Below are 24,508 nucleotides of genomic sequence, written 5' to 3' on the forward strand. Positions count from 1 at the left end.
GCCCGCCGGCTTCAAGGCCGGTGACAGCATGCGCCCGGATCCTTATGCGGGCGACAAGCCGCAGCTGGTGATCGACGGCAAGAACGTGGCCAAGTACAAGGGTGAGCTGACCGCCACCACCGCCGAGTTGCTGAGCCGCTTCCCGGACTTCAGAGTCGATGTCTACCCGACTCACCGCAGCGTGGCGCTGCCCCAGGCGGTGCTGGACAACACCAGGCAGAACGCCCTGAACGCCAAGACCCTGGAAGGGGGCATGGCGGTGGATCAGGTGCTGCCGGGCATTCCCTTCCCGATCCCGCAGACCGGCGCCGAGGCGATGTGGAACTTCCTGCTGCGCTACCAGGGGGTGAACATCGCCACCAAATACGACTCCTGGAACGTCGATTCCGCCGGGGTAGCGGCGCTCTCCACCACGGGGCAGGCGTTCATCAACTACGCCATCTACGAGGACATGAAGAAGCCCATCGCGGCCAAGGACACCTACTACCAGATGAAGCTCTACTACACCGGGCCCGCCCGCCGAGCCGGTGAAGCCATCATGCTGCGCGATGCCGCCAACCCCCTTGAGCAGCCGCGCAAGGCCTGGCAGTACCTGCCGGGGCAGCGCCGGGTCAAGCTGGCACCGAACCTGGCCTACGATACCCCGAACCCGGGCACCTCGGGCGCCGGCACCTATGACGACGTCTTCGTCTTCAACGGCGCGCTGGATCGCTTCGATTGGAAGCTGGTGGGCAAGCAGGAGATGATAGTTCCCTACAACACCTACAAGCTGACCTATGAGCCCGATGCCCGGGCGCTGACCACCCCGAACTTCCTGTCGCCGGATCACGTGCGCTGGGAGAAGCACAGGGTCTGGGTGGTGGAGGGCAACCTCAAGGCCGGCGAGCGCCACATCTATGCCAAGCGTCGCTTCTATCTGGACGAAGACAGCTGGGTGGCCCTGGCCTCGGATCAGTACGACGCCCGTGGTCAGCTCTATCGCGGCTCCTTCGCCTTCCTGAGCCAGAGCTACGACAAGCAGACCCCGGATGCCACCCCCTTCATGATCTATGACCTGGTGGCGGGGACCTACAACATCAACGGCGTGGTGGGACCCCATGGCGGCATCAAGTACGGCGATTCGCTGTCCAAGGCGAAGTGGTCGCCGGAGTCCCTGGCGGGCGCGGGTATCCGCTAAGCGTTGATGATCTCCACTGACCCCCCTCCCGGCCTCCCCCCTTCGAAAGGGGGAGGAGTGAAGTGCGCCCTCCCCTTGCCAAGGGGAGGGCCGGGGTGGGGTTGTTGCGACCATCCGATGGGTTTTGAAGACAAGGAAGTGGTATGGGTTCATTCAACAAGTTGGCGCCCTGGCTGTGCGGCGCCCTGCTGATGGCAGGGCCCGCGCAGAGCGCGGAGACGATCACGGCGGCGACGGCCTATGTGGACGTGCTGGACTTGCCGGCCAAGCCGAGCGCGCTGGCCAAGCAGAGCCCCTTGCTGGATCTGGCCCGTGCCGGCAGCCGGCTGGTGGCGGTGGGGCAGCGGGGTCACATCCTCTACTCCGACGACGAAGGCAAGGGTTGGCAGCAGGCCAGGGTGCCGGTGAGCTCGGATCTCAATGCCGTCGTCTTCCCCAGTCCCGAGCAGGGCTGGGCCGTGGGGGGGGACGGGGTCATCCTGCACAGCCAGGACGGTGGCGCCAGCTGGCAGAAACAGCTGGATGGCCGCCAGATAGGCGACCTGGTGCTGCAATACTACTCGGCCAAGGCCCAGTCCGAGCCGGACAACGAGCAGTGGGCCGCGTTGGTGGAAGAGGGCCAGCGCCTGGTGGAGGAGGGGGCCGACAAGCCCCTGCTCGACGTCTGGTTCCAAGACGACAGGGTTGGCTACGTGGTCGGGGTGTTCAACCTCATTCTGCGCACCCAGGATGGCGGTCAGCACTGGACGCCGATGCAGGATCGCACCGACAACCCGGATGGGCTGCATCTCAATGCCATCGCCCTGGCCGGGGAGAGCCTCTATCTCGCCGGCGAGCAGGGCTTGCTGCGCAAGTGGGATCCGGGGACGCAGCGCTTCGTCTCACTGCCAAGCCCCTATGACGGCAGCTTCTTCGGCCTCATCGGTCGGCCCGGCGAGCTGCTGGTCTATGGGCTGCGGGGCCATGCCTATCGCAGCACGGATGGCGGCCAGCACTGGGCGAGACTGGCCAGTCCGCTGCCCATCAGCCTCAGCACTGCTATGCAGGGGGCAGATGGCCAGTTCCGCCTCTTTACCCAGGCCGGCCATATGCTGCGGCAACGGGGCAACGAGCCGCTGACTCTGGAACCCCTAGCCGAGCCATCCCCGGTGGCGGGCGCCCTGCTGACGCCCCAGGGCACCCTGGCACTGGTGGGCAGCCGCGGTGTGCGCACCCTGGCGGTGAATTAAGGCGGTCACAAGTATTGCCAAATCAGGCCGTCACCGGATGACGGCCCAATAACGATAACGAGGATCCAGACATGGGCCATGTGAAGCAAGATGCGATGCCGGTGATCCGCGAGCTGGCGCAGTTCGACAGGCGCTCCGGCAACCTGCTGGAGCGGCTGGTGTTCAACCACAGAGCGCTGTTCATGCTAGTGATGACGCTGGCGACCCTGGTGTTTGGCTACATGGCGACGACTCGCCTGGCGTTGGCGCCCAGCTTCGAGAAGATGATCCCCCAGAGCCAGCCCTACATCAAAAACTTCCTGGAGAACCGCCAGTCCCTGCGTGGCCTCGGCAACTCGGTGCGGGTGGTGGTGGAGAACACCCAAGGGGACATCTTCGATCCCGGCTATCTTGGCGTGCTCAAGCGGGTCAATGACGAGCTGTTCCTCACCGAGGGGGTGGACCGCGCCTGGATGAAGTCCCTCTGGAGTCCGGCGGTGCGCTGGACCGAGGTGACCGAGGAGGGCTTCCAGGGCGGCCCCGTGATGCCGGACGCCTATCAGGGCAAGCCCGCCGACATCGAGCAGTTGCGCCAGAACATCAACCGGGCCGGTATCGTCGGCAGCCTGGTGGCGAGCGATTTTAAATCCACCATGCTGATCGTGCCCCTGCTTGACAAGGCATCGGCCACCGGCAAGCCCCTCAACTATCACGAGTTCTCCCAGCGCATCGAGAAGTTGCGCAGCCAGATCGAGTTCGACGGCAAGCCCCACAAGGCGGGAGAGGAGGGGACGGGTCAGTACAAGATCCGGGTCATCGGTTTTGCCAAGCTGGTCGGCGATCTCATCGATGGCCTCATTCAGGTGATCATGTTCTTCGCCCTGGCGGTGGCGACCTCGCTTCTCATCATCTTCCTCTACACCCGCTGCGTGCGCAGCACCCTGCTGGTGGTGGGTTGCTCGCTGATCGCCGTGGTGTGGCAGCTCGGCCTCGTCGCCTGGCTCGGCTACGCCATCGATCCCTATTCGGTGCTGGTGCCCTTCCTCATCTTCGCCATCGGGGTCTCCCACGCGGCCCAGAAGATGAACGGCATCATGCAGGACATCGCCCGCGGCACCCATCGCCTGATCGCCGCGCGCTACACCTTCCGCCGGCTGTTCCTGGCCGGAGTCACGGCGCTGCTCGCCGATGCGGTGGGCTTCGCGGTGCTGATGCTGATCGACATCCCGGTCATTCAGGATCTCGCCATCACCGCCAGCATCGGGGTGGCGGTGCTCATCTTCACCTCCCTGCTGTTGATGCCGGTGGCGCTCTCCTATGTGGGAGTGGGCCACAAGGCGGCCGAGCGGGCGCTGGCCATTGAAAATAACGCCGCCGCCAACCAGGGCTTCGGCAGGCTCTGGACGCTGCTGGACCGCTGCACCGAGCGCAAGTGGGCCACCTTTGTGGTGCTGCTGGGCCTGGCCATGGGGATCGGCGGCTACCTGGTCAGCCTGCACCTCAAGATTGGCGATCTGGACAGCGGCGCACCCGAGCTGCGCGCCGATTCGCGCTACAACAAGGACAACGGCTACATCACCAGCCACTATGCGCTCTCGAGCGATCTGTTCGCGGTGATGATCAAGACGGCGCCGGAGGGGTGTCTCAATTACCAGACCCTGATCCTGGCGGATCGCCTGGGCTGGGAGCTGCAGCAGCATCCCGGGGTGCAGGCCACCAGCTCCCTGGTCAATGCGGTGCGCCAGATCACCGCCGGCACCTATGAGGGCAACCCCAGGCTCGCCAGCATCCAGCGCAACCAGAACGTGTTGAACTACGCGGCCCAGCAGGCCTCGGTCAACAGCCCCGAGCTGTTCAACACCGACTGCTCCCTGATGCCGGTGATCGCCTACCTGAGGGATCACAAGGCCGAGACCCTGAGCGGCGTGGTGGCCATCGCCGAGCGGTTTGCCCGGGAGAACTCGTCGCCGGATCGCCAGTTCCTGCTGGCCGCGGGCTCGGCGGGCATCGAGGCGGCCACCAACCTGGTGGTGCACGAGGCGAACCGCACCATGCTGCTCTACGTCTACCTGGCGGTGACCGTCTTCTGCCTCATCACCTTCCGCAGCTGGCGGGCGACCGTGGTGGCCCTGGTGCCGCTGATGCTCACCTCTGTGCTGTGCGAGGCGCTGATGGTCTTCATGGGGATAGGCGTCAAGGTGGCGACCCTGCCGGTGATTGCGCTCGGGGTCGGCATCGGGGTGGACTACGCGCTCTACCTGCTGAGCGTGCAGTTGCACCATCAACGCCAGGGCATGTCGCTGGTGGAGTCCTATCGCCAGGCCGTGGCCTTCACCGGCCGGGTGGTGGGGCTGGTGGGCATCACCCTGGCCGCCGGCGTGGTGGGCTGGGTCTGGTCCCCCATCAAGTTCCAGGCCGACATGGGCATACTGCTCACCTTCATGTTCCTGTGGAACATGCTGGGGGCCCTGATAGGGGTGCCGGCACTCTCCTACTTCCTGCTGCGCGGCACCCAGCCCGCTCTGGCCGAAGCCGTTGAGAAGGCTGCTGCGCCCCGTGCGAGCGTCGACGCCTCCGCGCCCCAGGGGAGGATGAAGGCGGAACAGCTGCCGGCCGATGTCCGCTAGGGGCGGCAAGCCGAGATGTGAAGAGGGAGGCGACAAGCCTCCCTCTTCTTTTTTGGCGTGATCTGTTGAGGGGCCGGGTTGGATGGCAAAGGGATGCGGGAGTGTCGCGCTGCTGGCTTTCATGGCATCCCACTCGTTTCGCTGTCGATGGCGAGTGCCCCACATGATGGAAAGCGGAATGCAAAGAGGGAGGCCGCAGCCTCCCTCTTTAATTCAACGTCTGGCGAAGGAATGGGGTCTAGCCGTAGGCAAGGCTGGTGTGCGCGCTCTGGGTCACCTTGGGCACGCCCTTGTGGCGGGAGCGCCAGGTGGCGGGCGGCATGCCGAACTGGGCGTTGAACCAGCGGGTGAAGGAGCTCGGCATGGAGTAACCCAGCATGTCGGCGATGTGGCCCAGCGAATAGCCGGAGTTTTGCAGATAACGCATCACCAGATCCCGGCGCACGTCGTTGACCAGCTCGCTGAAAGTGGCACCGCTCTCCTCCAGATGGCGCTGCAGGGTGCGCACGTTCATGCCCAGGGTGCGGGCTATCTGCTCTATGGTGGCGCGCCCCATGGGCAGCAGCAGGTAGATGGCCTTGCGCACGTCAGTCATCAGGGATTGCTGGGTCTCCACCAGCAGGGTGTCGAGGTACTGGCGCGCATGGCGGGCCATGGCCTGGTTGGCCAGGGGGTTGGGGATGTCCAGATCCGCTGACTGACAGACGATGCCGTTGAACTCGCTGCCAAATTCCAGCTTGCAGCCGAACAGCCGCTTGTGGATGGAGAGATCCGCCGGCGCGTCATGGGTGAAGTTGACGCTGATGGGATGCCAGTTCGCCCCGACCCCGACCTGGGCCGCGCAGAAGCGATACATGACGCCGACAGCAAGCTCGGTGGCCTGGCGCGAGGGCATGGGGGCGTCGGTGATGATCTCCTCGCGAATGATCACCGCCTTGCCCGCCTCCTCGATGAAGATGGCCAGGGCGTTATTGAACAGATGGATGTATTGCACCATCACCTGCAAGCCCTCGCGCAGGTTGGGCTGATAGCTCAGCAGCAGGCTCACCTCGCCAAAGTCCGACAGCTGGCGATGCTCCGCCATGCGCAGCCCCAGGCTCTGGCAGTCGCCGGTGCGGGCGGTGAGCTCCAGCAAGTTGATGATGGTGGAGACCGGGATGCGCTGATTGGGCACATCCAGAATGGAGGCACTGAGGCCGGCTTGCGACAACAGGTGGGGGGTATTGAGGCCCAGTTGGCGGGCGACATCGAGGTAGTTGGTGAGGGTAGCGGCTCTGGCAAGAAGGGTCATGATGCAGTTCCCATGGCGACAGCTCATCTGCTGCTTGTTAACCGTTTTTTATCATTTTGCTTACATCATGGGAAGGCTTATTAACCTATCTGTTAGTCGCAGATCCCAGGGGGTGAGCTCGCTCACAGTCCGCTTCCGATGGCATCCAGGCCCAGCGATCGCCGCCTTGTCCGGCCGAGTCTCTGTCGCAAAAAGACAACTTCATGGCATCCAAGGTAAAGCAGCCGGGGGCCCGGCACCTTACTGTGGTCCCGATGTCATCCGGCCGTCGCCGGAGCGCCTGAACAGGGGAAGATACATGAAGGAATGTCAGCCCGAGGCCACCGTATTGATCGTGCCCGGCCTGCGTGAACACGTGGCGGATCACTGGCAGACCCTGCTCGCCGAGAGGCTTGACAAGGTGGTGACGGTGCCGCCGCTCGCCTCGGACAAGCTCAACTGCCAGGCCAGGGTCGAGGCCATCGAGTCGGCGATCGCCGCCATCGAGGGCCCGGTGATCCTGGTGGCCCACAGCGCCGGGGTGCTGATGGTGGCCCACTGGGCTGCCCAGTACGGCGCTGTCAGTCAGCACAGGATAAAGGGCGCCCTGCTGGTGACGCCACCGGATCTGGATGCCGACTGGCCGTCCCACTATCCCAGCAAGGAGGCCATGGCGGCCGGTGGTTGGCACCCCTTGCCCCGTATGACGCTGCCGTTCCCGAGTCTGGTAGTGCTGAGCCACAACGATCCCCTGGCGAGCACTGCGGCGGTGCGAGCCCTGGCCGGGGAGTGGGGGAGCGAGCTGGTGGATGCCGGGGCGGTGGGACACCTCAATCCGGCGAGCGGATTTGGCCCCTGGCCAGAGGCCGAGGCCTTGCTCGGGCGTCTCGACGCCCGCTAACTCAGATGGCGAGGGGAGACGGCTCCCCTGCGCCCAAACACGAATCGGAAGGAGTCCGTATGGTGAAGACAAGGATCATACCGCCAGCCCAGGGAGCCCATGCTTATCCCTTGCTGATCAAGAGCCTGCTGTTGTCCGGGGTGCGCCATCACCCGGGCCGGGAGATCGTATACGCAGATCGGCTGCGCTACGACTACCGCACCCTCAATCAGCGCATCCACCGCCTCGCCAACCTGTTAACCGCCTCGGGCATTGGACCGGGGGACACGGTGGCCCTGCTGGACTGGGACAGCCACCGCTCCCTCGAGTGCTTCTTCGCGGTACCCATGATAGGCGCCGTGCTGCACACGGTGAATGTGCGCCTGTCGCCGGAGCAGATCGCCTTCACCATGCACCACGCCGAGGATCACCTGGTGCTGCTCCATGACGACTTCCTGCCCATGATGGACTCCATTCAGGAGAAGCTGCCCACGGTGCGCGGTTACATCCGGCTGACCGATGGGGAGTCGCCCTCTACCGGATTGCCCCTGCTCGGGGAGTACGAGACGCTGCTGGCCGGGGCGGACGACCAGTTCGACTTCCCCGACTTCGACGAGGAGTCGGTGGCGACCCTGTTCTACACCACGGGCACCACCGGGGATCCCAAGGGGGTCTACTTCAGTCACCGCCAGCTGGTGCTGCACACCCTCAACGAACTGGGCACCCTGGCGGCCCATGCGGGCCAGTCGCTGCTTTGCTCCGACGACGTCTACATGCCCATCACACCCATGTTCCACGTCCATGCCTGGGGCGTCCCCTATGTGGCGACCATGCTGGGGGTGAAGCAGGTCTACCCGGGGCGCTACGAGCCGAACAAGCTGGTCAAGCTCTATCGCGACGAGGGGGTGAGCTTCTCCCACTGCGTGCCGACCATATTGCAGATGATCCTGGACTGCGAGGAGGCCAGGCAGACCTCGTTCGAGGGCTGGAAGATGCTGCTGGGAGGCAGTGCGCTGCCGCTCGGGCTGGCGACCCAGGCGAGCCAGAAGGGGATACGGGTGCACGCCGGCTACGGCATGTCGGAGACCTGCCCGCTGTTGTGCGTGGTGCACCTCGCTCCCGTGGAGCTGGCGCTGCCCATGGCGGAGCAACTGCCGCTGCGAATCAAGACCGGAAAGCCCATCGGCCTGGTGGACTTGCGCATCGTCGATACCGAGGGCAAGGATCTGCCCCACGACGGTGAGGCCATGGGGGAGATAGTGGTGCGCGCCCCCTGGCTGGCCCAGGGCTACCTGAAGGAGCCCGCCAAGGGGGCTGAGCTGTGGGATGGCGGCTGGCTGCACACCGGGGACGTGGCCTCCATCACCCCGGACGGCACGGTGGAGATCAAGGACCGCATCAAGGACGTGATCAAGACAGGTGGCGAGTGGATAAGCTCGCTGGCGCTGGAGAGCCTCATCAGCGCCCATTGCGGGGTGCATTCGGTGGCCGTAGTGGGGGTGCCGGACGAGCAGTGGGGGGAGCGCCCGTTGGCCCTGGTGGTCGGCAAGGAGGGGACGAACCTGGATCCCCAGGCCATCAAGGCGCACCTGCAGGGGTTCGTCGACAGTGGTCGCATCAATCGCTGGGCCATTCCGCGCCAGATCCGCATAGTGCAGGAGATCCCCAAGACCAGTGTCGGCAAGGTGAACAAGAAGCTGATCCGGGAGCGCGAGTGCCATCCGGCGGTGGAGAACTGAGGGCGCCGTCATAGATCCAGAGGACGGCCTCTCAGTCATCCCCACTGTCTGAGGGGCCTTGTTGGCCGGGCTGCCATGGCTTGACTACGATAACTGAGTTATCACACAAGAGGCGTGCGCCATGAAGAAAAGCCAGGTTCATCTCATCGACGAAGAGGTGGATTTTCCTGCCAATGAACAGCTGGTCTCCACCACGGACCTGCAGGGTGTGATCACCTACGCCAATGATCACTTCTGCCGGGTAGCGGGGTACAGCCGGGCCGAGCTCATCGGCCAGCACCACAACATGGTTCGCCACCCGGACATGCCCAAGGCCGCCTTTGCTGACCTCTGGGGCAAGCTCAAGCAGGGCAAACCCTGGCGCGGCATGGTGAAAAACCGCTGCAAGGATGGGCGTTACTATTGGGTGGATGCTTATGTCACCCCCATCTTCGAGCAGGGGCGGATCAATGGCTACCAGTCGGTCCGCAGTCGCGCCGCGCCGGAGATGAAAGCCGTGGCCGGGCGCACCTATGCCAGATTGAAGAGCGTGGAGCGGGGGGAGCGAAAGGGCGGATTGAGCCTGCGCCCGATGCGCCACGGGCTGGCCATCGTCGGTGTCTTGCTGATGCTGGCGGGGGGAGCCTATCTGATGGGGCCCTGGGGGCCGCTGTTCACCCTGTTGCCCCTCTTGTGGCTGGCCCTGATCTATCGTGACACCCTCATCACTACCCCCCGTTATCTGCGACAGCTCGCGGACGAATATGACAGCCTGACCCGGCTCATCTATTCGGGGGAGGATGCCAGTGCCATTGCCGACTTCCACATCAAGCTGTTGCAGGCCAGGATCCGCACCGTCCTTGGACGAGTGGACGATGCGACCCTCTCCCTGCAGGATCTCGCGGTGCATCTGAAAACAGCCTCCAGCGAGGCGAGCGCCGACATCGCCGAACAGGATGTCCAGACCCAGCAGGTGGCGACGGCCATCACCGAGATGGCGGCGACAGCCCACGAGATTGCCCGCAATATCCTGGAGACGGACAACCAGATAGCTCAGGCCAAGGCGCACTGCCAACACACCGACCAGCAGTTGGAAGATACCCAGCACAGGGTGACGGAGCTGGCCACCCAGGCAGAGCATGCCTTCACGGCCGCCGTGGCACTGGCGGAGGAGTCGGATCGCATCGGTGTGCTGATGAGCGAGATCCAGGGCATTGCGGATCAGACCAATCTGCTGGCGCTCAACGCCGCCATCGAGGCGGCGCGGGCAGGGGAGCAGGGGCGAGGCTTTGCGGTGGTGGCGGACGAGGTACGAACCCTCTCCACGCGCACCCACAAGGCGACCGAGCAGATCCAGAGCAGCATAGGCCAGATCCAGCGTACCTTGAACGGCTGGAAGGGCATGATGCAGCAGAACCTGCAACAGACCCAATCCTGCGTGACCCTGACCCGCCAGGGATCAGAGAGCCTGCATCAGGTGCTGGCGGAAATAGAACGGGTGGTGGACCTCTCGGCCCAGATCTCGACGGCGGCAGAGGAGCAGCAGGCGGTAGTGGAGGACATCAGCCGCAACGTCAACGCCATCTCCCAGCACTCCCACACCAACAGCAACAAGATGCAGGACATGGATGCCTCGAGCGACATCCTGCTCACCAAGGCTCGCCAGCTCAAATCCCTGGGGCAGACCTTCGGGTAAGAGCGGTCAGACTCATGCAATGCAGGAAGGCCACCCCTGGGGTGGCCTTCTTGTTTATTGGTTTCATGGGGGTATCGGCTCTGTGTGCCGGGAGATGAGCCAGTCAGCCGGACTGCTCCGCCAGCGTAATGACGCGGCCACCTTTGTCACAATACATGGCCCTGTCGGCCTGGATGAGCCACTGCTCCGGGCTCCAGTCATGCTGGTAGTGGCTGACGCCGATGCTGATGCCCACCTGCATCGGCTGGTCATTGACCACGAAGGGGGCCTGCATGGCCTGGCGGATCACGGCGGTGACCTCCTCTGCCTGACGGATATCGTAGCCAGGCAGCAGCAGGATGAACTCGTCCCCCGCCAAGCGGGCAAAATAGCACTGGTGGCCGATGGCGTCGTGGATCCGTCGGGCCAGCTGGCAGAGGATGGCATCCCCCTGGCTGTGGCCGAAGTTGTCGTTGATGCGCTTGAAGTCATTGAGATCGCAAAACAGCAGGCAGCCCGGATTGTCGCTTTGCACCTGGTGTTTCAACTGCTCCATCAGGCTCAGGCGATTGGGCAGTCCGGTAAGGGGATCGAGGCGGGCCAGTTGCAGTATCTCCTGCTCTCGCTGTTTGCGCAGGGCCACTTCCTGGTTGAGCCGCTTGTTGCTCATCAGAAGATAGAGGGAGAGCAGCAGGATGAGACCACCAACACCCAGGCTTAGCAGGAACCATGGACGCCAGAAGATCCACTGTTCTGAGGGAACCTGATAGAGGAAACGGGTCAGGGAGACCGGTTTGGCAAGGAGGCCTATCTCCACCAGCTGCTGCATGATGTGAGCGAAGCGATCCGGATTCATATACCCGATCTCCACATAGAGCGGCTGGATCATCTCCTTGCTCATCTGCAACTCGTATTCCATGTGGGCCTGGCTGCGGTTGACGCCATACTCCGTGCGCAGCAGGGCGATGGCTTCCTCGGGGTGGGTGAGGGCATAGCGCCATCCCTTGAGGCTGGCTGCACGAAAACGTGCCACCCGCTCCGGATTGAGCCGCTCCTGTGCCTGGGTGGTGAAGAGAATGTCGCTGTAGAAATCGATGCCGTAGTTGCGAGGGTTGATGACGGACACCGAGATGCCGCGCTCTTCCAGATAGAAGGGCTCATTGCTCAGATAGGCGTTGAAGATGTCTATCCGGCCGGCGATCAGATCGTCGATGTTGACCGAAGTGGGTACCGGGATGAGCTGGCGCTCGTGAAGCCCCTGATAGTAGAGGGTGGCCAGCAGTTCGGCATCCTGATGACCCGGAAACATCATGATCCGTTTGCCACGCATGTCCGCAACGGTGAGAATGCCGCTGTCGCGGCGTGCCAGGAAGATGGAGGGAGAGTGCTGGTAGACGCTGGCCAGCGCCAGCAGCGGCTTGCCCTGGGCGTAGTGGGTCAGCACCTCGGTGTTGCCGACGCCAAAGTCGGCGCGTCCGGCCAGCACCTCCTGAACCGGACTTATTCCCTTGCCACCTGGCCTTATCTCGACATCCAGACCAGCGTCGGCGTAATACCCCTTGGCCTTGGCCATGTGATAGCCCACAAACTGGGGCTGATGCAGCCAGCGCAACTGCAATACCACCTTCTCCGGCAGATCACGTGTCCGTTCACTGGCCTGGAGGGGCGAGAAGCAAGTGATGCCAAGCAACAACAGCCAAAACAGGCATTTTTTCATTCGTGCGATTCTTGTGCTGAGGGTCCATGAAGATGGCCTGCAGGCCTGCATTCAAGTTGTTAACAAATAACATTCTAAAGGGTTATACATGTACCGGATACAATTGCAGCACAAAGATTTCATGGTGATCAACAAGCGTCCGGGCATTGGCATGCACGATGATGCCGGCGAGCCGGGTCTCGTCAATCGGGTCAGAATGGATACCGATCTTGACCTCTATCCGGTCCATCGACTGGACAAGATGACCTCTGGGCTGGTGCTGCTGGCCCGCACCCCCGAAGCGAATCGCGCCCTCAGTATGGCTTTCGCGGCGCGGGAAGTGAGCAAGCAGTATCTGGCCCTCTCCGATCGCAAGCCGAAGAAGAAGCAGGGCTGGGTGAAGGGGGACATGGAGAAAGGGCGAGGCGGCAGCTGGATGCTGAGCCGCACCCAGGATAACCCGGCCATCAGCTGGTTCGACTCCGTTTCGGTGCGCGAGGGGCTGCGTCTTTATCGCATCAAGCCCCGGACCGGCAAGACCCACCAGATCCGGGTGGCCTTGAAGAGCGTGGGAGCCCCCATCCTCGGGGATGAGCGTTACGGCGGCACGGCGGCGGATCGCGGTTATCTGCACGCCTGGCGCCTCGCCTTCACCCTGGCAGGTGAGAGCTTCGATCTCGTCTGTCCGCCCGATGAGGGGGCGCTGTTCCTCCTGCCCGAGTTGCATGCCGCCATCGCGGAGATCTCCGAATGAGCGCTGCAACCGCGAGAGTCCCAGCCCGCGGTTGGATCCTGGCCGACTTCGATGACACCCTGGCGCCGGATGACAGCCATGCGGGGTTGCTGCGTTTCATCTTGCGCCGCCGTCTCTGGCCGCTGCTGCTGTGGCCACTGATGGCGTTCGGTGCCGTGATCTATCTGCTGCCAGGTCAGCGCAGTCGCGGCATTGCACTCATCTGGTGGGCCATCACCCTCGGGCTATCCCCCCTGGCCTGGCGCGCCCTGGTACGGCAGTACAGCCTGACCCGGCCCGGTCTGTATCGGGAGGCGCGAGCCCTCCTGACGGGGGAGGGGTACCGCTGCTGGGTCATCTCCGCCAGTCCCCGCGCCCTGGTCCGTGCCCAGATCCATCGTCAACTGCCAAGGCTCCCTCACCGCATCATCGGCTCGCGGATGGGTTACCGTTTCGGCGGCCTGGTGCCGCGCTTCTATTGCCATGGCAGGCACAAGCTGCTGCCCGAGCTCCTGACCCTGGAGGCCGCACTCACCCTGAGTGACAGCTTGCACGATCTGCCCCTGCTGGCGTTGGGGGAGCAGGCCTGGCTCATCAACCCGCAAAGGACTCGATTGCTAAAAGCGAGGGCGGTGCTGCCCCATATCGAACCCCGTTATTGGTCGCTGTAAGGCAAAGCTGACAGCCTTGCGGGACGCTAACGAGCGCAGTGCAAGGTTGAGGCTGCGACGTCACATTTCATTTACATTTTTTGGCGCGGATCCCCGCCAAACTATCTGAACGCCGCCCCTTCTCATTCCCTGCGCCTGCCACTCTAATGAAACAAGTTGTTAACAATGCCGTGCGGGCTGCCTGTCGAGCCCTTGCGGCGTGAACCGTTTCTTTATCAGTTCATCGCAAGGAGCGCATCATGACCACCCCTTCTTCCCGTACTCACACCATCAACCCCCTTGGCACCGACGGGTTTGAGTTTGTCGAGTACACGGCGCCGGATCTCAAGGGCATTGCGGCCCTCAAGGCGCTGTTCGTCTCACTGGGCTTTGCCGAAGTGGCCAAGCACAGGCACAAGCAGTGCTGGCTCTATCGCCAGGGGGACATCAACTTCGTGGTCAATGCCGAGCCCCACTCCCAGGCGGAGGAGTTTGCCCGGGCCCATGGTCCGAGCGTGTGCGGCATGGCGTTTCGGGTGAGCGATGCCGGCCGTGCCCAGCAGTACGCCATCGGCCAGGGGGCCAAGCCGTTTGTGGGCAAAATAGGCCCCATGGAACTCAACATCCCCGCCATCTACGGCATCGGCGAGAGTACCCTCTCCTTTGTCGATCGCTATGGCGAGCGGGGCTCCATCTATGACGTGGACTTTATCTTCTACCCCGACTGGCAGGCCCGCATGGCCGAGGTGGACGCGGGGCTCTATGAGATCGACCACCTGACCCACAACGTCCATCGCGGCAACATGAACCTCTGGTCGAATTTCTACGAGCGGATCGGCAACTTCCGGGAAATCCGCTACTTCGACATCGAGGGCAAGCTGACCGGACTGCACTCGCGCGCCATGACGGCCCCTTGCGGCAAAATTCGCATTCCCATCAACGAGTCGGCGGACGACAAGTCCCAGATAGAGGAGTACCTGCGCCAGTACAAGGGGGAGGGGATCCAGCACATCGCGCTCGCCTCTGCCGACATCTATCACACCATCCGCACGCTCAGAGGGCGGGGAACCGGCTTCATGCCGACGCCGGACACCTACTACGAGAAGGTGGACAGCCGGGTGGCGGGTCATCAGGAGGATCTGGCGGCGCTGAAAGAGCTGCGCATCCTCATCGACGGCTCGCCGACGAAGGACGGCATTCTGCTGCAGATCTTCACCGATACCGTCATCGGGCCCGTGTTCTTCGAGATCATCCAGCGCAAGGGCAACGAGGGCTTTGGTGAGGGCAACTTCCAGGCATTGTTCGAATCCATCGAGCTGGATCAGATCCGCCGTGGCGTGCTGGACGGATCCACGCAAGGGGAGGTGAACAGTGCCGCGCAGGGCCAGAAAAACGGAGAACCGAGCGATGCGTAACTGGATAAGCTTCCCCCATCGGGAGGGAACCCACTCCCGCCAGGCCCATGCCGATCTGCCGGAGCAGGCCATCTATGAGCGCGAGCTGGGGCGCTCGGGCTTCTTCGGTCCGGCCACCCACATGCACCACAAGCATGCTCCCACCGACTGGGTCAACTGGGAAGGGCCGCTTCGGCCACGGGCGTTTGACTTGAACGATCTGCAGGAGGAGGTGAGCTCCCTCTCCCCCTGGGTGATGCCGGATATTCTCAGCAACCCCCACTGCCGCTACCGCATCTGGCGCCTGCATGAGCCCATGCCGTTTCTGGTGCGAAACGCCGATGGCGACGAGCTCCTGTTCATTCACGAGGGGAGCGGCGAGTTCTACTGCGACTACGGACACCTCATCTTGAGAGATGGCGACTATGTGGTGATCCCCCGTGGCACCATGTGGCGCATCGAGCCCACCGCGCCCCTCTTCATCCTGATGATCGAGGCGACGGAAGACAGTTATCAGCTGCCGGACAAGGGACTGGTGGGCAATCACGCCATCTTCGATCCGGCGGCCCTGGACGTGCCCGCCATCAACGAGCGCTTCCTGGCCCAGCAGGATGAAAACCCCTGGTCGCTGCAGATCAAGCGCCACGATCAGGTCTCGGTCGTCACCTGGCCGTTCAACCCGCTGGATGCACAAGGGTGGCACGGGGACTTGTGCGTGGTGCGCCTCAACTGGCGGGATATCCGCCCGCTGATGAGCCACCGCTACCACCTGCCTCCCTCGGCCCATACCACCTTCGTGGCGAGTCGGTTCGTGGTCTGCACCTTCGTGCCGCGTCCCATCGAGAGTGACCCAGGCGCCCTGCGGGTGCCCTTCTACCACAGCAACGACGACTTCGACGAAGTGCTCTTCTACCACGCCGGGGACTTTTTCAGCCGGGACAACATCAAGCGGGGCATGGTCACCTTCCACCCTGCCGGCTTCACCCATGGTCCCCATCCCAAGGCCTTTGCGGCGGGGCTGGCCCATGCCAAGACCTTCACCGACGAGGTGGCGGTGATGCTCGACACCCGTGATGCCCTGGTCGTCGGCCCGATCTGCGAAGGGGTCGAACACCCCGGTTATGTCACCAGCTGGCAGCGTCCAGAGACGCTCGGCAAATAAGGAATTCGATATGAAACTGGCAACCCTGAACAATGGCAAGCGCGACGGCGCCCTGGTGGTGGTGAGCCGCGATCTGGCGCGCGCCGTCCACGTGACGACCATTGCCCCGACCCTGCAGTCGGCCCTCGACCAGTGGGGCGAAGTGGCGCCGCAATTGGCGAAGGTTTATCAGCGACTCAACGAGGGCGCCTGCCCCGATGCCTTCCCCTTCGATGAGACCGCCTGCCTCTCCCCGCTGCCCCGCGCCTATCAGTGGGTCGATGGCAGTGCCTACGTCAACCACGTGGAGCTGGTGCGCAAGGCCCGCGGCGCCGACATGCCAGAAAGCTTCTGGCACGATCCCCTGATGTATCAGGGAGGCTCTGACAGCTTCCTGCCGCCCCGTGGCCCCATCGTGATGGGCTCCGAGGAGTGGGGCATCGATTTTGAGTCTGAAGTCGCCGTCATCACCGACGACGTGCCCATGGGCACCTGTTCGCAGGGGGCGGCGAGCCACATCAAGCTCTTGATGCTGGTCAACGACGTGAGCCTGCGCAACCTCATCCCCGGGGAGCTTGCCAAGGGCTTTGGCTTCTTCCAGTCCAAGCCCTCCAGCAGCTTCTCGCCGGTGGCCATCACCCCGGACGAGCTGGGGGATGACTGGCGCGATGGCAAGGTCCACCTGCCCCTGGTGACCCACCTCAACGGCGCCCTGTTCGGGCAGCCCGACGCCGGGGTGGACATGACCTTCAACTTTGATGAGCTGATTGCCCATGCCGCCAAGACAAGGCCGCTCGGGGCGGGCTGCATCATCGGCTCGGGCACCGTATCCAACTACGACAGAAGCCGGGGATCCTCCTGCCTTGCCGAGCGGCGGATGCTGGAAATTATCGAGTCAGGTCAAGCCACTACACCCTTTCTGCGCTTTGGTGATACAGTGTCCATCGCGATGCAGGATCGCAACGGGATGAGTCTGTTTGGCACCATTTTGCAGCGGGTCACGCAAGCAACGGCCGAGCGGGCGAGCTAGGAGAGCCCGACCCCTGGAGGGGCGGGCGACACGGCAGGTGGCAGACACCTGCCACCACAGGGACACACTATGCTGCAGTTGTTTGGATATTGGCGCTCATCGGCCAGCTTTCGCGTGCGTTTGGTACTGCAACTCAAGGGGCTCGATTATGAGCAGCACCCGGTCAACTTGCGGCAGGGTGAGCAGAAGGAGAAGGCCTACCGCCGAGTCAATCCCCAGGGGCTGGTGCCGTTTCTCGTGGACGATGACGTGCATCTGGGTCAGTCGGTGGCCATCATGGAGTACCTCGACGAGACCTATCCCGCCTACCCCCTGATGCCCTCCGCCCCCATCGAACGTGCCCGGGTGCGCCAGATCGTCAACATGATCGCCTGTGACACCCACCCCCTCAACAACCTGCGCGTGCTGCACTACCTGGAGCAGGAGTTGGGGCAGAGCAAGATGGCGCGGGATGCCTGGTATCGCCACTGGATAGACGAGACCTTTACCGCGCTGGAGCAGCTTCTCATGACCACCGCCGGCATCTATTGCGTGGGCAACGAGGTCACCCTGGCGGACTGCATGCTGGTGCCCCAGGTCTACAATGCCCGCCGCTTTGACATGACCCTGGATGACTACCCCACCATTGCGCGCATCGTCGCCAACTGCGAGCAGTTGCAGGCCTTTATCAAGGCCGCCCCCGCCAATCAGCCAGATGCCCAGCCCTGAAGCTGTGCAGACCGGGCCAGCGCGTTGGCCCGGTTTGCCGTCTCTTTCCTTGCCCGGGTTATCTTGCTCGCCTCAGGGCGTGCCATTGGCCCCATAGCGTCGAAACCCCGGCCGCTCTTTCAGTCGCTGGTAGTAGTCGCCCACGGCGGGTAGCGACGGGCGATCATAGGGCGTCTCCAGCCAGCGGTTGACTGACAGCCCCATGGGAATGTCTGCCAGCGAGAAGTGCGGACCGGCCACATATCCTCCGGTTGTTTGAAGCTGTCTCTCCAGGATCTCCATGCAGTGAGACCACTGCAGGCAAGCTGCGTGAAGGGCCTGATGGTCTTGATGCTAGGGGGAGCGCCTCACCAACGACAGGAAGGCGTAGCGCCAGGCGGTGTTCAAGTCCGATGCCTGCCAGTCAATCCATTGATCGACCCTGGCCCTGGCTCTCGCCTCGGCGGGATAGAGTGCATTGGCACCATGGCGCGTCGCCAGGTAGCGGATGATGGTGTTCGACTCCCACAGCGTAAAATCCTCATCCTGAATGACGGGCACCATGGCATTGGGGTTGAGCGCCAGAAACGCCGGGGTGTCCGTGGGTTTGAAGCCGGATCCCCACTCCTCCAGCTCGAAGGGGAGGGTCAGCTCGGCGCAGGTCCACAGTACCTTGCGCACATTGATTGACGACGCCTTGCCCAGTATTCGCAACATCTTTTTCGTCCTTGTCCGGGGTGATGGATGGCCTGTTTGTCGCAGACATGCCACTCCCTGTTTGCGTAGCCATCAGGGCCCTGCACTGTCACTGACCGTGCGGGGCCCTGTTTTATTGACTGGCGAGTCAGCCGTGGGTGGTCCTTGGCTGGAAATAGGCGATAAATTTGCCGAGTTTCTCCCCGTCGTAACTCTTCCCCTTCTCCAGCAGCCCGGTGTTGAAGGACTCGAGCAGCCTGCCTTTGGCATCCAGCACGTAGAAGTGGGGGACCCCCAGATACTCGGGATAGGCTTTCAGGAAGGATTCATTCTTGTTCTGCTCGCTGACGTTCACCTTGACCACCACGAAGGTGCGGTTGAGCTGGCCGGCGAGATCGGGTTCCTGGTCCAGAAAGCGGTTCATCTCCTGGCACCAGCTGCACCATTCGCCCCCCACCAGCAGCAGGACTTTCTTGCCCTCGGCACTGGCCTTGGCGGTAGCGGCGGCGAGATCGCGGGCCGGATCCCGCGTCTCGTCATAACCCTGGCTGTAATCGGGCAGGCTCTGACTCCAGAGGTGGTCGCCCGCGCAGGCGGCGCCATTGAAAAGGAGGGTGCCCAGCATCAGGGGCAGTAACAGTCGTTTCATGGTCTCTTCCTTGTGTCGTTATCTTTGCTTCCAGGCGCAGACAATGTGACACGGGGCGTTTCCTGCGCCAAGCCGCAAACAGGGAAGGGGAAGGCAAAAAGCGGGAATGGAATGGCAGAAAACAACAAAGCCCCTCGAGAGGGGCTTTGTATTCAGGTCAGGGGCGATCAGTAACCCTGCTGGTGGACGTCCATCACGGCGCGACCGGAGGGGTCGGCCATCTCCTTGAACTTGGCATCCCATTCGAGCGCGGTCGGGGTGGAGCAGGCGACCGACTTGCCGTAGGGCACGGTGCGGGCGGCGGACTCCAGCGGGAAGTGCTCGTCAAAGATGGCGCGGTAGTAGTACGCCTCCTTGGTGAGCGGGGTATTGACGGGGAAGCGGAAGGCCGCGGCCTCGAACATCTGATCCGTCACCTCTTCCTCGACCATGGCTTTCAGGCTGTCAATCCAGGAGTAGCCCACACCGTCGGAGAACTGCTCCTTCTGACGCCACGCCACTTCGTGGGGCAGCAGATCCTCGAAGGCTTCCCGCAGGATGTGCTTCTCGATCTTGCCCTTGCCGCACATCTTGTCGGCGGGATTGAGGCGCATCGCCACGTCCATGAACTCCTTGTCGAGGAAGGGCACGCGGCCTTCCACGCCCCAGGCGGCCATGGACTTGTTGGCGCGCAGGCAGTCATAGAGGTGCAGGGAGGCGAGCTTGCGCACGTTCTCCTCGTGGAACTCACGGGCGTTGGGGGCCTTGTGGAAGTAGAGGTAGCCGCCGAACAGCTCGTCGGAGCCCTCTCCCGACAGCACCATCTTGATCCCCATCGCCTTGATGTAGCGGGCCATCAGATACATGGGCGTGGAGGCGCGGATGGTGGTGACGTCATAGGTCTCGAGGTGATAGATGACGTCCCGCAGGGCATCCAGTCCTTCCTGCACGGTGAAGTGGATCTGGTGGTGGATGGTGCCCAGGTGATCGGCCACCTTGCGGGCGGCGGCGAGATCCGGCGACCCTTCCAGGCCGACGGCGAAGGAGTGCAGCTGGGGCCACCAGGCTTCGCTCTTGCCATCGTCTTCCACCCGGCGGGCGGCATAGAGCTTGGTGATGGCGGAGATGACGGACGAATCCAGACCACCGGAGAGCAGCACGCCATAGGGCACGTCGCACATCAGCTGGCGCTTGACCGCCGCTTCCAGGGCCGCTTTGAGCTCGGCCTTGTCGCTGACGTTGTGCTCGACCGGTGCGTATTCCATCCAGTCGCGTTTGTACCAAGTTTTAAGCTCGCCATCCTTGCTCCACAGGTAGTGTCCCGGCGGGAAGGTCTCGACGCTCTTGCAGACCGGCACCAGCGCCTTCATCTCGGAGGCGACGTAGAAGTTGCCGTGTTCGTCGCGGCCGGTATAGAGGGGGATGATCCCCATGTGGTCGCGACCAATCAGGTAGGCATCCTGCTCGGCGTCATAGAGGATGAAGGCGAAGATGCCGTTCAGATCGTCCAGAAACGCCGGGCCCTTCTCCTTGTAGAGGGCCAGCAACACTTCACAGTCGGAGTGGGTCTGGAACTGGAAGTCGACCTTGAGGTTCTTCTCCAGCTCCTTGTGGTTGTAGATCTCGCCGTTGACGGCCAATACGTGCGTGCGCTCGGGGTTGTAGAGAGGCTGTGCGCCGTTGCCCGGATCGACGATGGCCAGGCGCTCGTGCACCAGGATGGCCTTGTCGGAGCTGTAGACGCCGGACCAGTCAGGCCCGCGGTGACGCAGTCGCTTGGACATCTCCAGGGCCGATTTGCGCAGGGCAGTGGCGTCGGTCTTGATGTCCAGAATGCCGAAAATAGAACACATTGGCGGTAATCCTCTTGATTTTTATATGAGCCCCCCACGTTTGGGCTCGAAATTCCATTTACATTCCTCGCCAATCACAATGCCTAGCGGAAAACCCTTTTGCAAGCGGGAAAACCGCAGAAAATCATGCCGTAAGCGTCAAGTTGCGCCAGAGGATGGCGGCCGTCCGGCCGCCTGAAGAGAGAGGGTCAGGGTTGACGTGCGCGTCAAGTCGCGGTGGGTTCGAAGATCACATAGAGCTTGCGGCAAGGGGTGAGGGTCTCCCACTGCCCGACAAAACCGGCGGGAATGACGAACTGATCCCCCGGTTTGAGGTGCAGCCGGCCGCCTTGCTCGTCGTGGATCACCGCCTCCCCTTCCAGCATCTGGCAGTATTCGTGTTCGGTATAGTGAACGGCCCAGCAGCCCGGCTCGCAAGCCCAGAAGCCCACGTGAAACTGCTGGCTCGGGTCGGAGTAGTGGTTCCATGCCGTCTGGCTCGGCGTTCCGGCCCTGATGCGCTCGGGGGCGGGCATCATCGGGGTGGGGGAGACAGTGTGCTTGTCCAGCAGGATCCAGTCGTTCAGGCTCTTCATGGTGCGTCCTTGAGTGGCGAAGGAGCATCCTGCTCCCGTTTAGTTTGTTTAACGATGTTGCGCTTACGTTAAACGAAACGGGCCCCCTTTGCCAAGGGGGCCCGTGCAGGCTGAAGGCTACCGGAAGGGCGGCACCCGGGATCAGACGATGTCGATGTCCACCACGGAGTCGAAGATGTGGTTCGGTCGAAACGGCATGCGGTCGATGTCCGCCACCTTGCTCACCCCGGAGAGCACCAGCACCGTCTCGAGACCGGCCTGGAAGCCTGCCAGGATGTCGGTGCGCAGGTTGTCGCCGATGATGATGGTGTCGTCGGAGTGGGCCTCCATCCGGTTGAGGGCCGCGCGAATGATCCAGGCGCTCGGCTTGCCGACATAGAAGGGCTTCTTGCCGGTCATCCGCTCGATGGGGGCACACAGGGCGCCGCAGGCCGGGTACATCAGGGGGCCGTGGGTATCCGGGTTGGTGGCGATGAAGCGGGCCCCCTGATCCACGAACTTGGCGCCCTGCTGCATCATGGTCCAGTTGTAGTTGCGGGTCTCCCCCACCACCACGAAGTCGGGGTCTATGTCGGTGATGGTGAAGCCGGCTTTATAGAGCTCGTGGGTCAGGGCCCCTTCGCCAATCACATAGGCCTTCTTGCCATCCTGGCGCTTGAGAAAGTCGGCGGTGCCCATGGCGGAGGTGTAGAAGCACTCCTCGGGGACCTCTATTCCGGCGGAGCGGAAGCGGTTTTGCAGATCTTTCTGGGTCTGGGCCGGGTAGTTGGTGAGGAACAGGAGCTTGCTGCCCTGCTCCAGCAGGCGGTGGACGAAGCGGTCGGCGCCGGGAATGAGATCGTTGTTGTGCAGGATGACGCCGTCAATGTCACAGATGACGTTTTTCTTCATGAATTCTCCTTGTAGGGCGCAAGAGCGGGGACGGGGCATCCCTCTGTTCGTCTCTTCAATCGGTTATGGTTTTTGTGCCGCCATTATAAGGCCCTTTGATGACAAGTCTCCTCCGGCGGGCCAGATGGGTGCACAATGAAGGCGAAGGGAGGGCGCCGCCCCGGTGGTGCCCGCACGGAGTCTGACGATGGAGCCGTCATCATGGAGCACTTTATTGCCGGCTTGCCCAAGCTGGAACTGCACCTGCATATCGAGGGGACCCTCGAACCCGAGCTGATGTTCGCCCTCGGCCAGCGCAACGGGGTGGCGCTGCCCTGGCCCGATGTCGACAGCCTGCGCGCCGCCTATGAGTTCGACGGCCTGCAATCCTTCCTCGATCTCTACTACCTCGGTGCCAGCGTGCTCATCCACGAACAGGACTTCTTCGACCTCACCTGGGCATATCTCGAGCGCTGCGTTGCCGATCACGTGGTGCACGTGGAGATCTTCTTCGACCCCCAGACCCACACCGCCCGCGGCGTGCCCTTTGCCACCGTGTTGGGGGGCATCGAGCGGGCGCTACAGGCTGGGGAAGCAGCCTTTGGCATCAGCTGGCGGCTCATCATGAGCTTCCTGCGCCACCTGAGTGAAGAGGCGGCATTCGCCACCCTGGCAGAGGCCATGCCGCACCTTGCACGCCTGCACGGGGTCGGCCTCGATTCGGGGGAGCGGGGCAACCCGCCCAGCAAGTTCGCCCGGGTCTTCGCTCGCTGCCGCGAGCTGGGGCTGCCGGTGGTGGCCCACGCCGGCGAGGAGGGACCTGCGGACTACATCTGGCAGGCGATCCGGGAGCTCGGGGTGCAGCGCATCGATCACGGGGTGCGCTGCGTCGAGGATCCCGCGCTGCTGAGCTATCTTGCCGACACACGGCTGCCCCTCACCGTCTGCCCCCTCTCCAACGTGCGGCTCAGGGTGTTTGACCAGATGGCCCACCACAATGTGCTGAGGCTGCTGGAGCAGGGGCTCTGCGTCACCGTGAACTCCGACGATCCCGCCTATTTCGGGGGATACCTGGGGGCCAACTTTCAGGCCCTGGCCGACGGGCTTGGCGCCAGTCAGGAGCAGCTGTGCCGCCTCAGTCTCAATGCCGTGGAGGCGAGCTGGCTGAGCCTCGCGGACAAGATGCGTCTGACCCGGGACATTCGCCTCCATGCCGCCCTGCACGGGGTGAGCCTGCACTGAGCAGGCCGCCTTGCACACCTTGAATGGAGGAGGCCCGCCATGGCTGGCGGGCCTCTTTGTGCCATCGTTGGGCGGGTATCAACCCACCCGCACCAGATACTTTTCTCCTTGTCCCTCCTGCTTGACGCGGGTGAGCAGGGCGGGCAGGGCGTCGAAGTCGCCCACCACCAGCGGCGGCAGGGTCAGCTCGCCGCTCGCCATCTGCGCCATCATGGCGACACCGGCCACCACCAGGCGGCTCCACTGTTTGTCCGAGCCAAAGGCGTGCTGGGCGCCGAGGGCAATCTCGTGCAACGAGTGGCAATGGCTAAAGGCGGGCAGCGGGTTGCGCGCGATGCGCCCGAGCACCGTCACCATGTGGCCGTAATAGCCAAGGGCAGGCAGCAAGGCTTCTGCCTGCTGGCTGGAGACCAGATCGATGATCCCCTCGAAGGGTTCACCGCCGTTGGCGGCCTGCAACTGGGCCAGCCAGTCGGGATCCCGATAGTCCGCCACCCCCTGCACGCCTAGCTGTTTGAGCCACTGGTGGTGGCGCGGGCTGGCGCTGGCAAAGACGCGGGCCCCCTGCTTAAGGGCAAGTTGCACCGCGAAGCGGCCGACACTGCTGCCAGCCCCCGTGATGAGCAGGGCCTCCCCGTGCAGGTGAGGCAGCTTGGCCAGCGCCTGCCAGGCGGTGAGGCCGGGGCAGGGGAGCGCGGCGGCCGCCTCGTCGCTCAGGGCATGGGGCACCGGCATCAGGGCGCGAGCCGGCACCAGGG

Annotated in this window: 22 protein-coding genes; 13 read left to right on the plus strand and 9 right to left on the minus strand. The window is 63.3% G+C overall.

Annotated elements, in window-relative coordinates:
* From AACR77_RS16295 to AACR77_RS16305, 3 genes are all read left to right on the plus strand, one after another.
* Positions 1 to 1,177: DUF1329 domain-containing protein (locus AACR77_RS16295; protein WP_042882805.1), on the plus strand; the 1,177-nt coding region annotated here is incomplete at its 5' end.
* 143 nt (positions 1,178 to 1,320) lie between these two features.
* A complete protein-coding gene (locus AACR77_RS16300) occupies positions 1,321 to 2,406 on the plus strand; it encodes a WD40/YVTN/BNR-like repeat-containing protein (protein ID WP_042882806.1) in 1,086 nt (361 codons plus the stop codon).
* Between the two features lie 71 nt (positions 2,407 to 2,477).
* Positions 2,478 to 5,012: an efflux RND transporter permease subunit gene (locus tag AACR77_RS16305; RefSeq protein ID WP_080768069.1), complete on the plus strand. Its 2,535-nt coding sequence runs from the start codon at positions 2,478 to 2,480 to the stop codon at positions 5,010 to 5,012.
* 238 nt (positions 5,013 to 5,250) lie between these two features.
* Here the strand turns inward: AACR77_RS16305 and AACR77_RS16310 are convergent, their stop codons facing one another.
* Positions 5,251 to 6,303, minus strand: coding sequence for an AraC family transcriptional regulator (locus tag AACR77_RS16310; RefSeq protein WP_042882909.1), 1,053 nt, complete (start codon positions 6,301 to 6,303; stop codon positions 5,251 to 5,253).
* A gap of 298 nt (positions 6,304 to 6,601) precedes the next feature.
* Here AACR77_RS16310 and AACR77_RS16315 point away from each other — a divergent pair, with 298 nt between their 5' ends.
* The 3 genes from AACR77_RS16315 to AACR77_RS16325 all read left to right on the plus strand — a co-directional run bounded on the left by AACR77_RS16315 (position 6,602) and on the right by AACR77_RS16325 (position 10,576).
* Positions 6,602 to 7,183 carry an RBBP9/YdeN family alpha/beta hydrolase gene (locus AACR77_RS16315; protein ID WP_042882807.1) on the plus strand — a complete coding sequence of 194 codons (582 nt, stop codon included), beginning with the start codon at positions 6,602 to 6,604 and terminating at the stop codon, positions 7,181 to 7,183.
* A gap of 59 nt (positions 7,184 to 7,242) precedes the next feature.
* Complete coding sequence (locus AACR77_RS16320) at positions 7,243 to 8,901, plus strand: fatty acid--CoA ligase (RefSeq protein WP_042882809.1); 1,659 nt, start codon at positions 7,243 to 7,245, stop codon at positions 8,899 to 8,901.
* 121 nt (positions 8,902 to 9,022) lie between these two features.
* Positions 9,023 to 10,576, plus strand: coding sequence for a methyl-accepting chemotaxis protein (locus AACR77_RS16325; RefSeq protein WP_042882811.1), 1,554 nt, complete (start codon positions 9,023 to 9,025; stop codon positions 10,574 to 10,576).
* Positions 10,577 to 10,679: 103 nt separating this feature from the next.
* On the opposite strand, the gene AACR77_RS16330 is transcribed toward AACR77_RS16325, so the two are convergent.
* On the minus strand, positions 10,680 to 12,272 hold the full coding sequence (locus AACR77_RS16330) for a GGDEF domain-containing protein (protein WP_039038778.1): 1,593 nt from the start codon (positions 12,270 to 12,272) through the stop codon (positions 10,680 to 10,682).
* A gap of 88 nt (positions 12,273 to 12,360) precedes the next feature.
* Here AACR77_RS16330 and AACR77_RS16335 point away from each other — a divergent pair, with 88 nt between their 5' ends.
* The 6 genes from AACR77_RS16335 to maiA all read left to right on the plus strand — a co-directional run bounded on the left by AACR77_RS16335 (position 12,361) and on the right by maiA (position 17,907).
* Positions 12,361 to 13,005 (plus strand): TIGR01621 family pseudouridine synthase, encoded by a 645-nt coding sequence (locus tag AACR77_RS16335; protein ID WP_042882813.1) that lies wholly within the window; start codon positions 12,361 to 12,363, stop codon positions 13,003 to 13,005.
* Complete coding sequence (locus AACR77_RS16340) at positions 13,002 to 13,655, plus strand: HAD family hydrolase (RefSeq protein WP_042016971.1); 654 nt, start codon at positions 13,002 to 13,004, stop codon at positions 13,653 to 13,655. Before AACR77_RS16335 ends, AACR77_RS16340 begins: the two co-directional genes overlap by 4 nt.
* Positions 13,656 to 13,894: 239 nt before the next feature.
* Positions 13,895 to 15,049 (plus strand): 4-hydroxyphenylpyruvate dioxygenase, encoded by a 1,155-nt coding sequence (gene hppD / locus AACR77_RS16345; RefSeq protein ID WP_041214989.1) that lies wholly within the window; start codon positions 13,895 to 13,897, stop codon positions 15,047 to 15,049.
* Entirely contained in the window at positions 15,042 to 16,190 is a 1,149-nt protein-coding gene (locus AACR77_RS16350; protein ID WP_042882815.1) for a homogentisate 1,2-dioxygenase, read from the plus strand. The genes hppD and AACR77_RS16350 overlap by 8 nt, the downstream gene beginning before the upstream one ends.
* A gap of 10 nt (positions 16,191 to 16,200) precedes the next feature.
* Positions 16,201 to 17,199 carry a fumarylacetoacetate hydrolase family protein gene (locus AACR77_RS16355; protein WP_042882817.1) on the plus strand — a complete coding sequence of 333 codons (999 nt, stop codon included), beginning with the start codon at positions 16,201 to 16,203 and terminating at the stop codon, positions 17,197 to 17,199.
* A 69-nt stretch (positions 17,200 to 17,268) separates the two neighbouring features.
* A complete protein-coding gene (gene maiA / locus AACR77_RS16360; RefSeq protein ID WP_010675120.1) occupies positions 17,269 to 17,907 on the plus strand; it encodes a maleylacetoacetate isomerase in 639 nt (212 codons plus the stop codon).
* 72 nt (positions 17,908 to 17,979) lie between these two features.
* Here the strand turns inward: maiA and AACR77_RS16365 are convergent, their stop codons facing one another.
* The 6 genes from AACR77_RS16365 to AACR77_RS16390 all read right to left on the minus strand — a co-directional run bounded on the left by AACR77_RS16365 (position 17,980) and on the right by AACR77_RS16390 (position 22,529).
* Positions 17,980 to 18,147, minus strand: a complete 168-nt coding sequence (locus AACR77_RS16365) for a hypothetical protein (RefSeq protein ID WP_231563269.1) — start codon at positions 18,145 to 18,147, stop codon at positions 17,980 to 17,982.
* Between the two features lie 93 nt (positions 18,148 to 18,240).
* Positions 18,241 to 18,603 carry a glutathione S-transferase gene (locus tag AACR77_RS16370; RefSeq protein ID WP_231563270.1) on the minus strand — a complete coding sequence of 121 codons (363 nt, stop codon included), beginning with the start codon at positions 18,601 to 18,603 and terminating at the stop codon, positions 18,241 to 18,243.
* 127 nt (positions 18,604 to 18,730) lie between these two features.
* On the minus strand, positions 18,731 to 19,231 hold the full coding sequence (locus AACR77_RS16375) for a thioredoxin family protein (protein ID WP_042882819.1): 501 nt from the start codon (positions 19,229 to 19,231) through the stop codon (positions 18,731 to 18,733).
* Positions 19,232 to 19,398: 167 nt separating this feature from the next.
* On the minus strand, positions 19,399 to 21,063 hold the full coding sequence (gene asnB, locus AACR77_RS16380) for an asparagine synthase B (protein WP_041213050.1): 1,665 nt from the start codon (positions 21,061 to 21,063) through the stop codon (positions 19,399 to 19,401).
* Positions 21,064 to 21,269: 206 nt separating this feature from the next.
* The gene (locus tag AACR77_RS16385; protein ID WP_042882822.1) at positions 21,270 to 21,638 is read right to left on the minus strand and encodes a cupin domain-containing protein; all 369 of its coding nucleotides are present in this window, start codon (positions 21,636 to 21,638) and stop codon (positions 21,270 to 21,272) included.
* A 141-nt stretch (positions 21,639 to 21,779) separates the two neighbouring features.
* Positions 21,780 to 22,529, minus strand: a complete 750-nt coding sequence (locus AACR77_RS16390; RefSeq protein ID WP_010675115.1) for an HAD-IIA family hydrolase — start codon at positions 22,527 to 22,529, stop codon at positions 21,780 to 21,782.
* Between the two features lie 201 nt (positions 22,530 to 22,730).
* Between AACR77_RS16390 and AACR77_RS16395 the strand changes: the two genes are divergently transcribed.
* On the plus strand, positions 22,731 to 23,750 hold the full coding sequence (locus AACR77_RS16395; protein ID WP_042882824.1) for an adenosine deaminase: 1,020 nt from the start codon (positions 22,731 to 22,733) through the stop codon (positions 23,748 to 23,750).
* A gap of 78 nt (positions 23,751 to 23,828) precedes the next feature.
* On the opposite strand, the gene AACR77_RS16400 is transcribed toward AACR77_RS16395, so the two are convergent.
* On the minus strand, positions 23,829 to 24,508 hold a 680-nt coding region (locus AACR77_RS16400), incomplete at its 5' end, for a zinc-binding dehydrogenase (RefSeq protein ID WP_042882826.1).

Origin of the sequence: Aeromonas sp. ZOR0002 (assembly GCF_963866995.1) — a bacterium.
In the GTDB taxonomy this organism is placed as follows: domain Bacteria; phylum Pseudomonadota; class Gammaproteobacteria; order Enterobacterales; family Aeromonadaceae; genus Aeromonas; species Aeromonas caviae.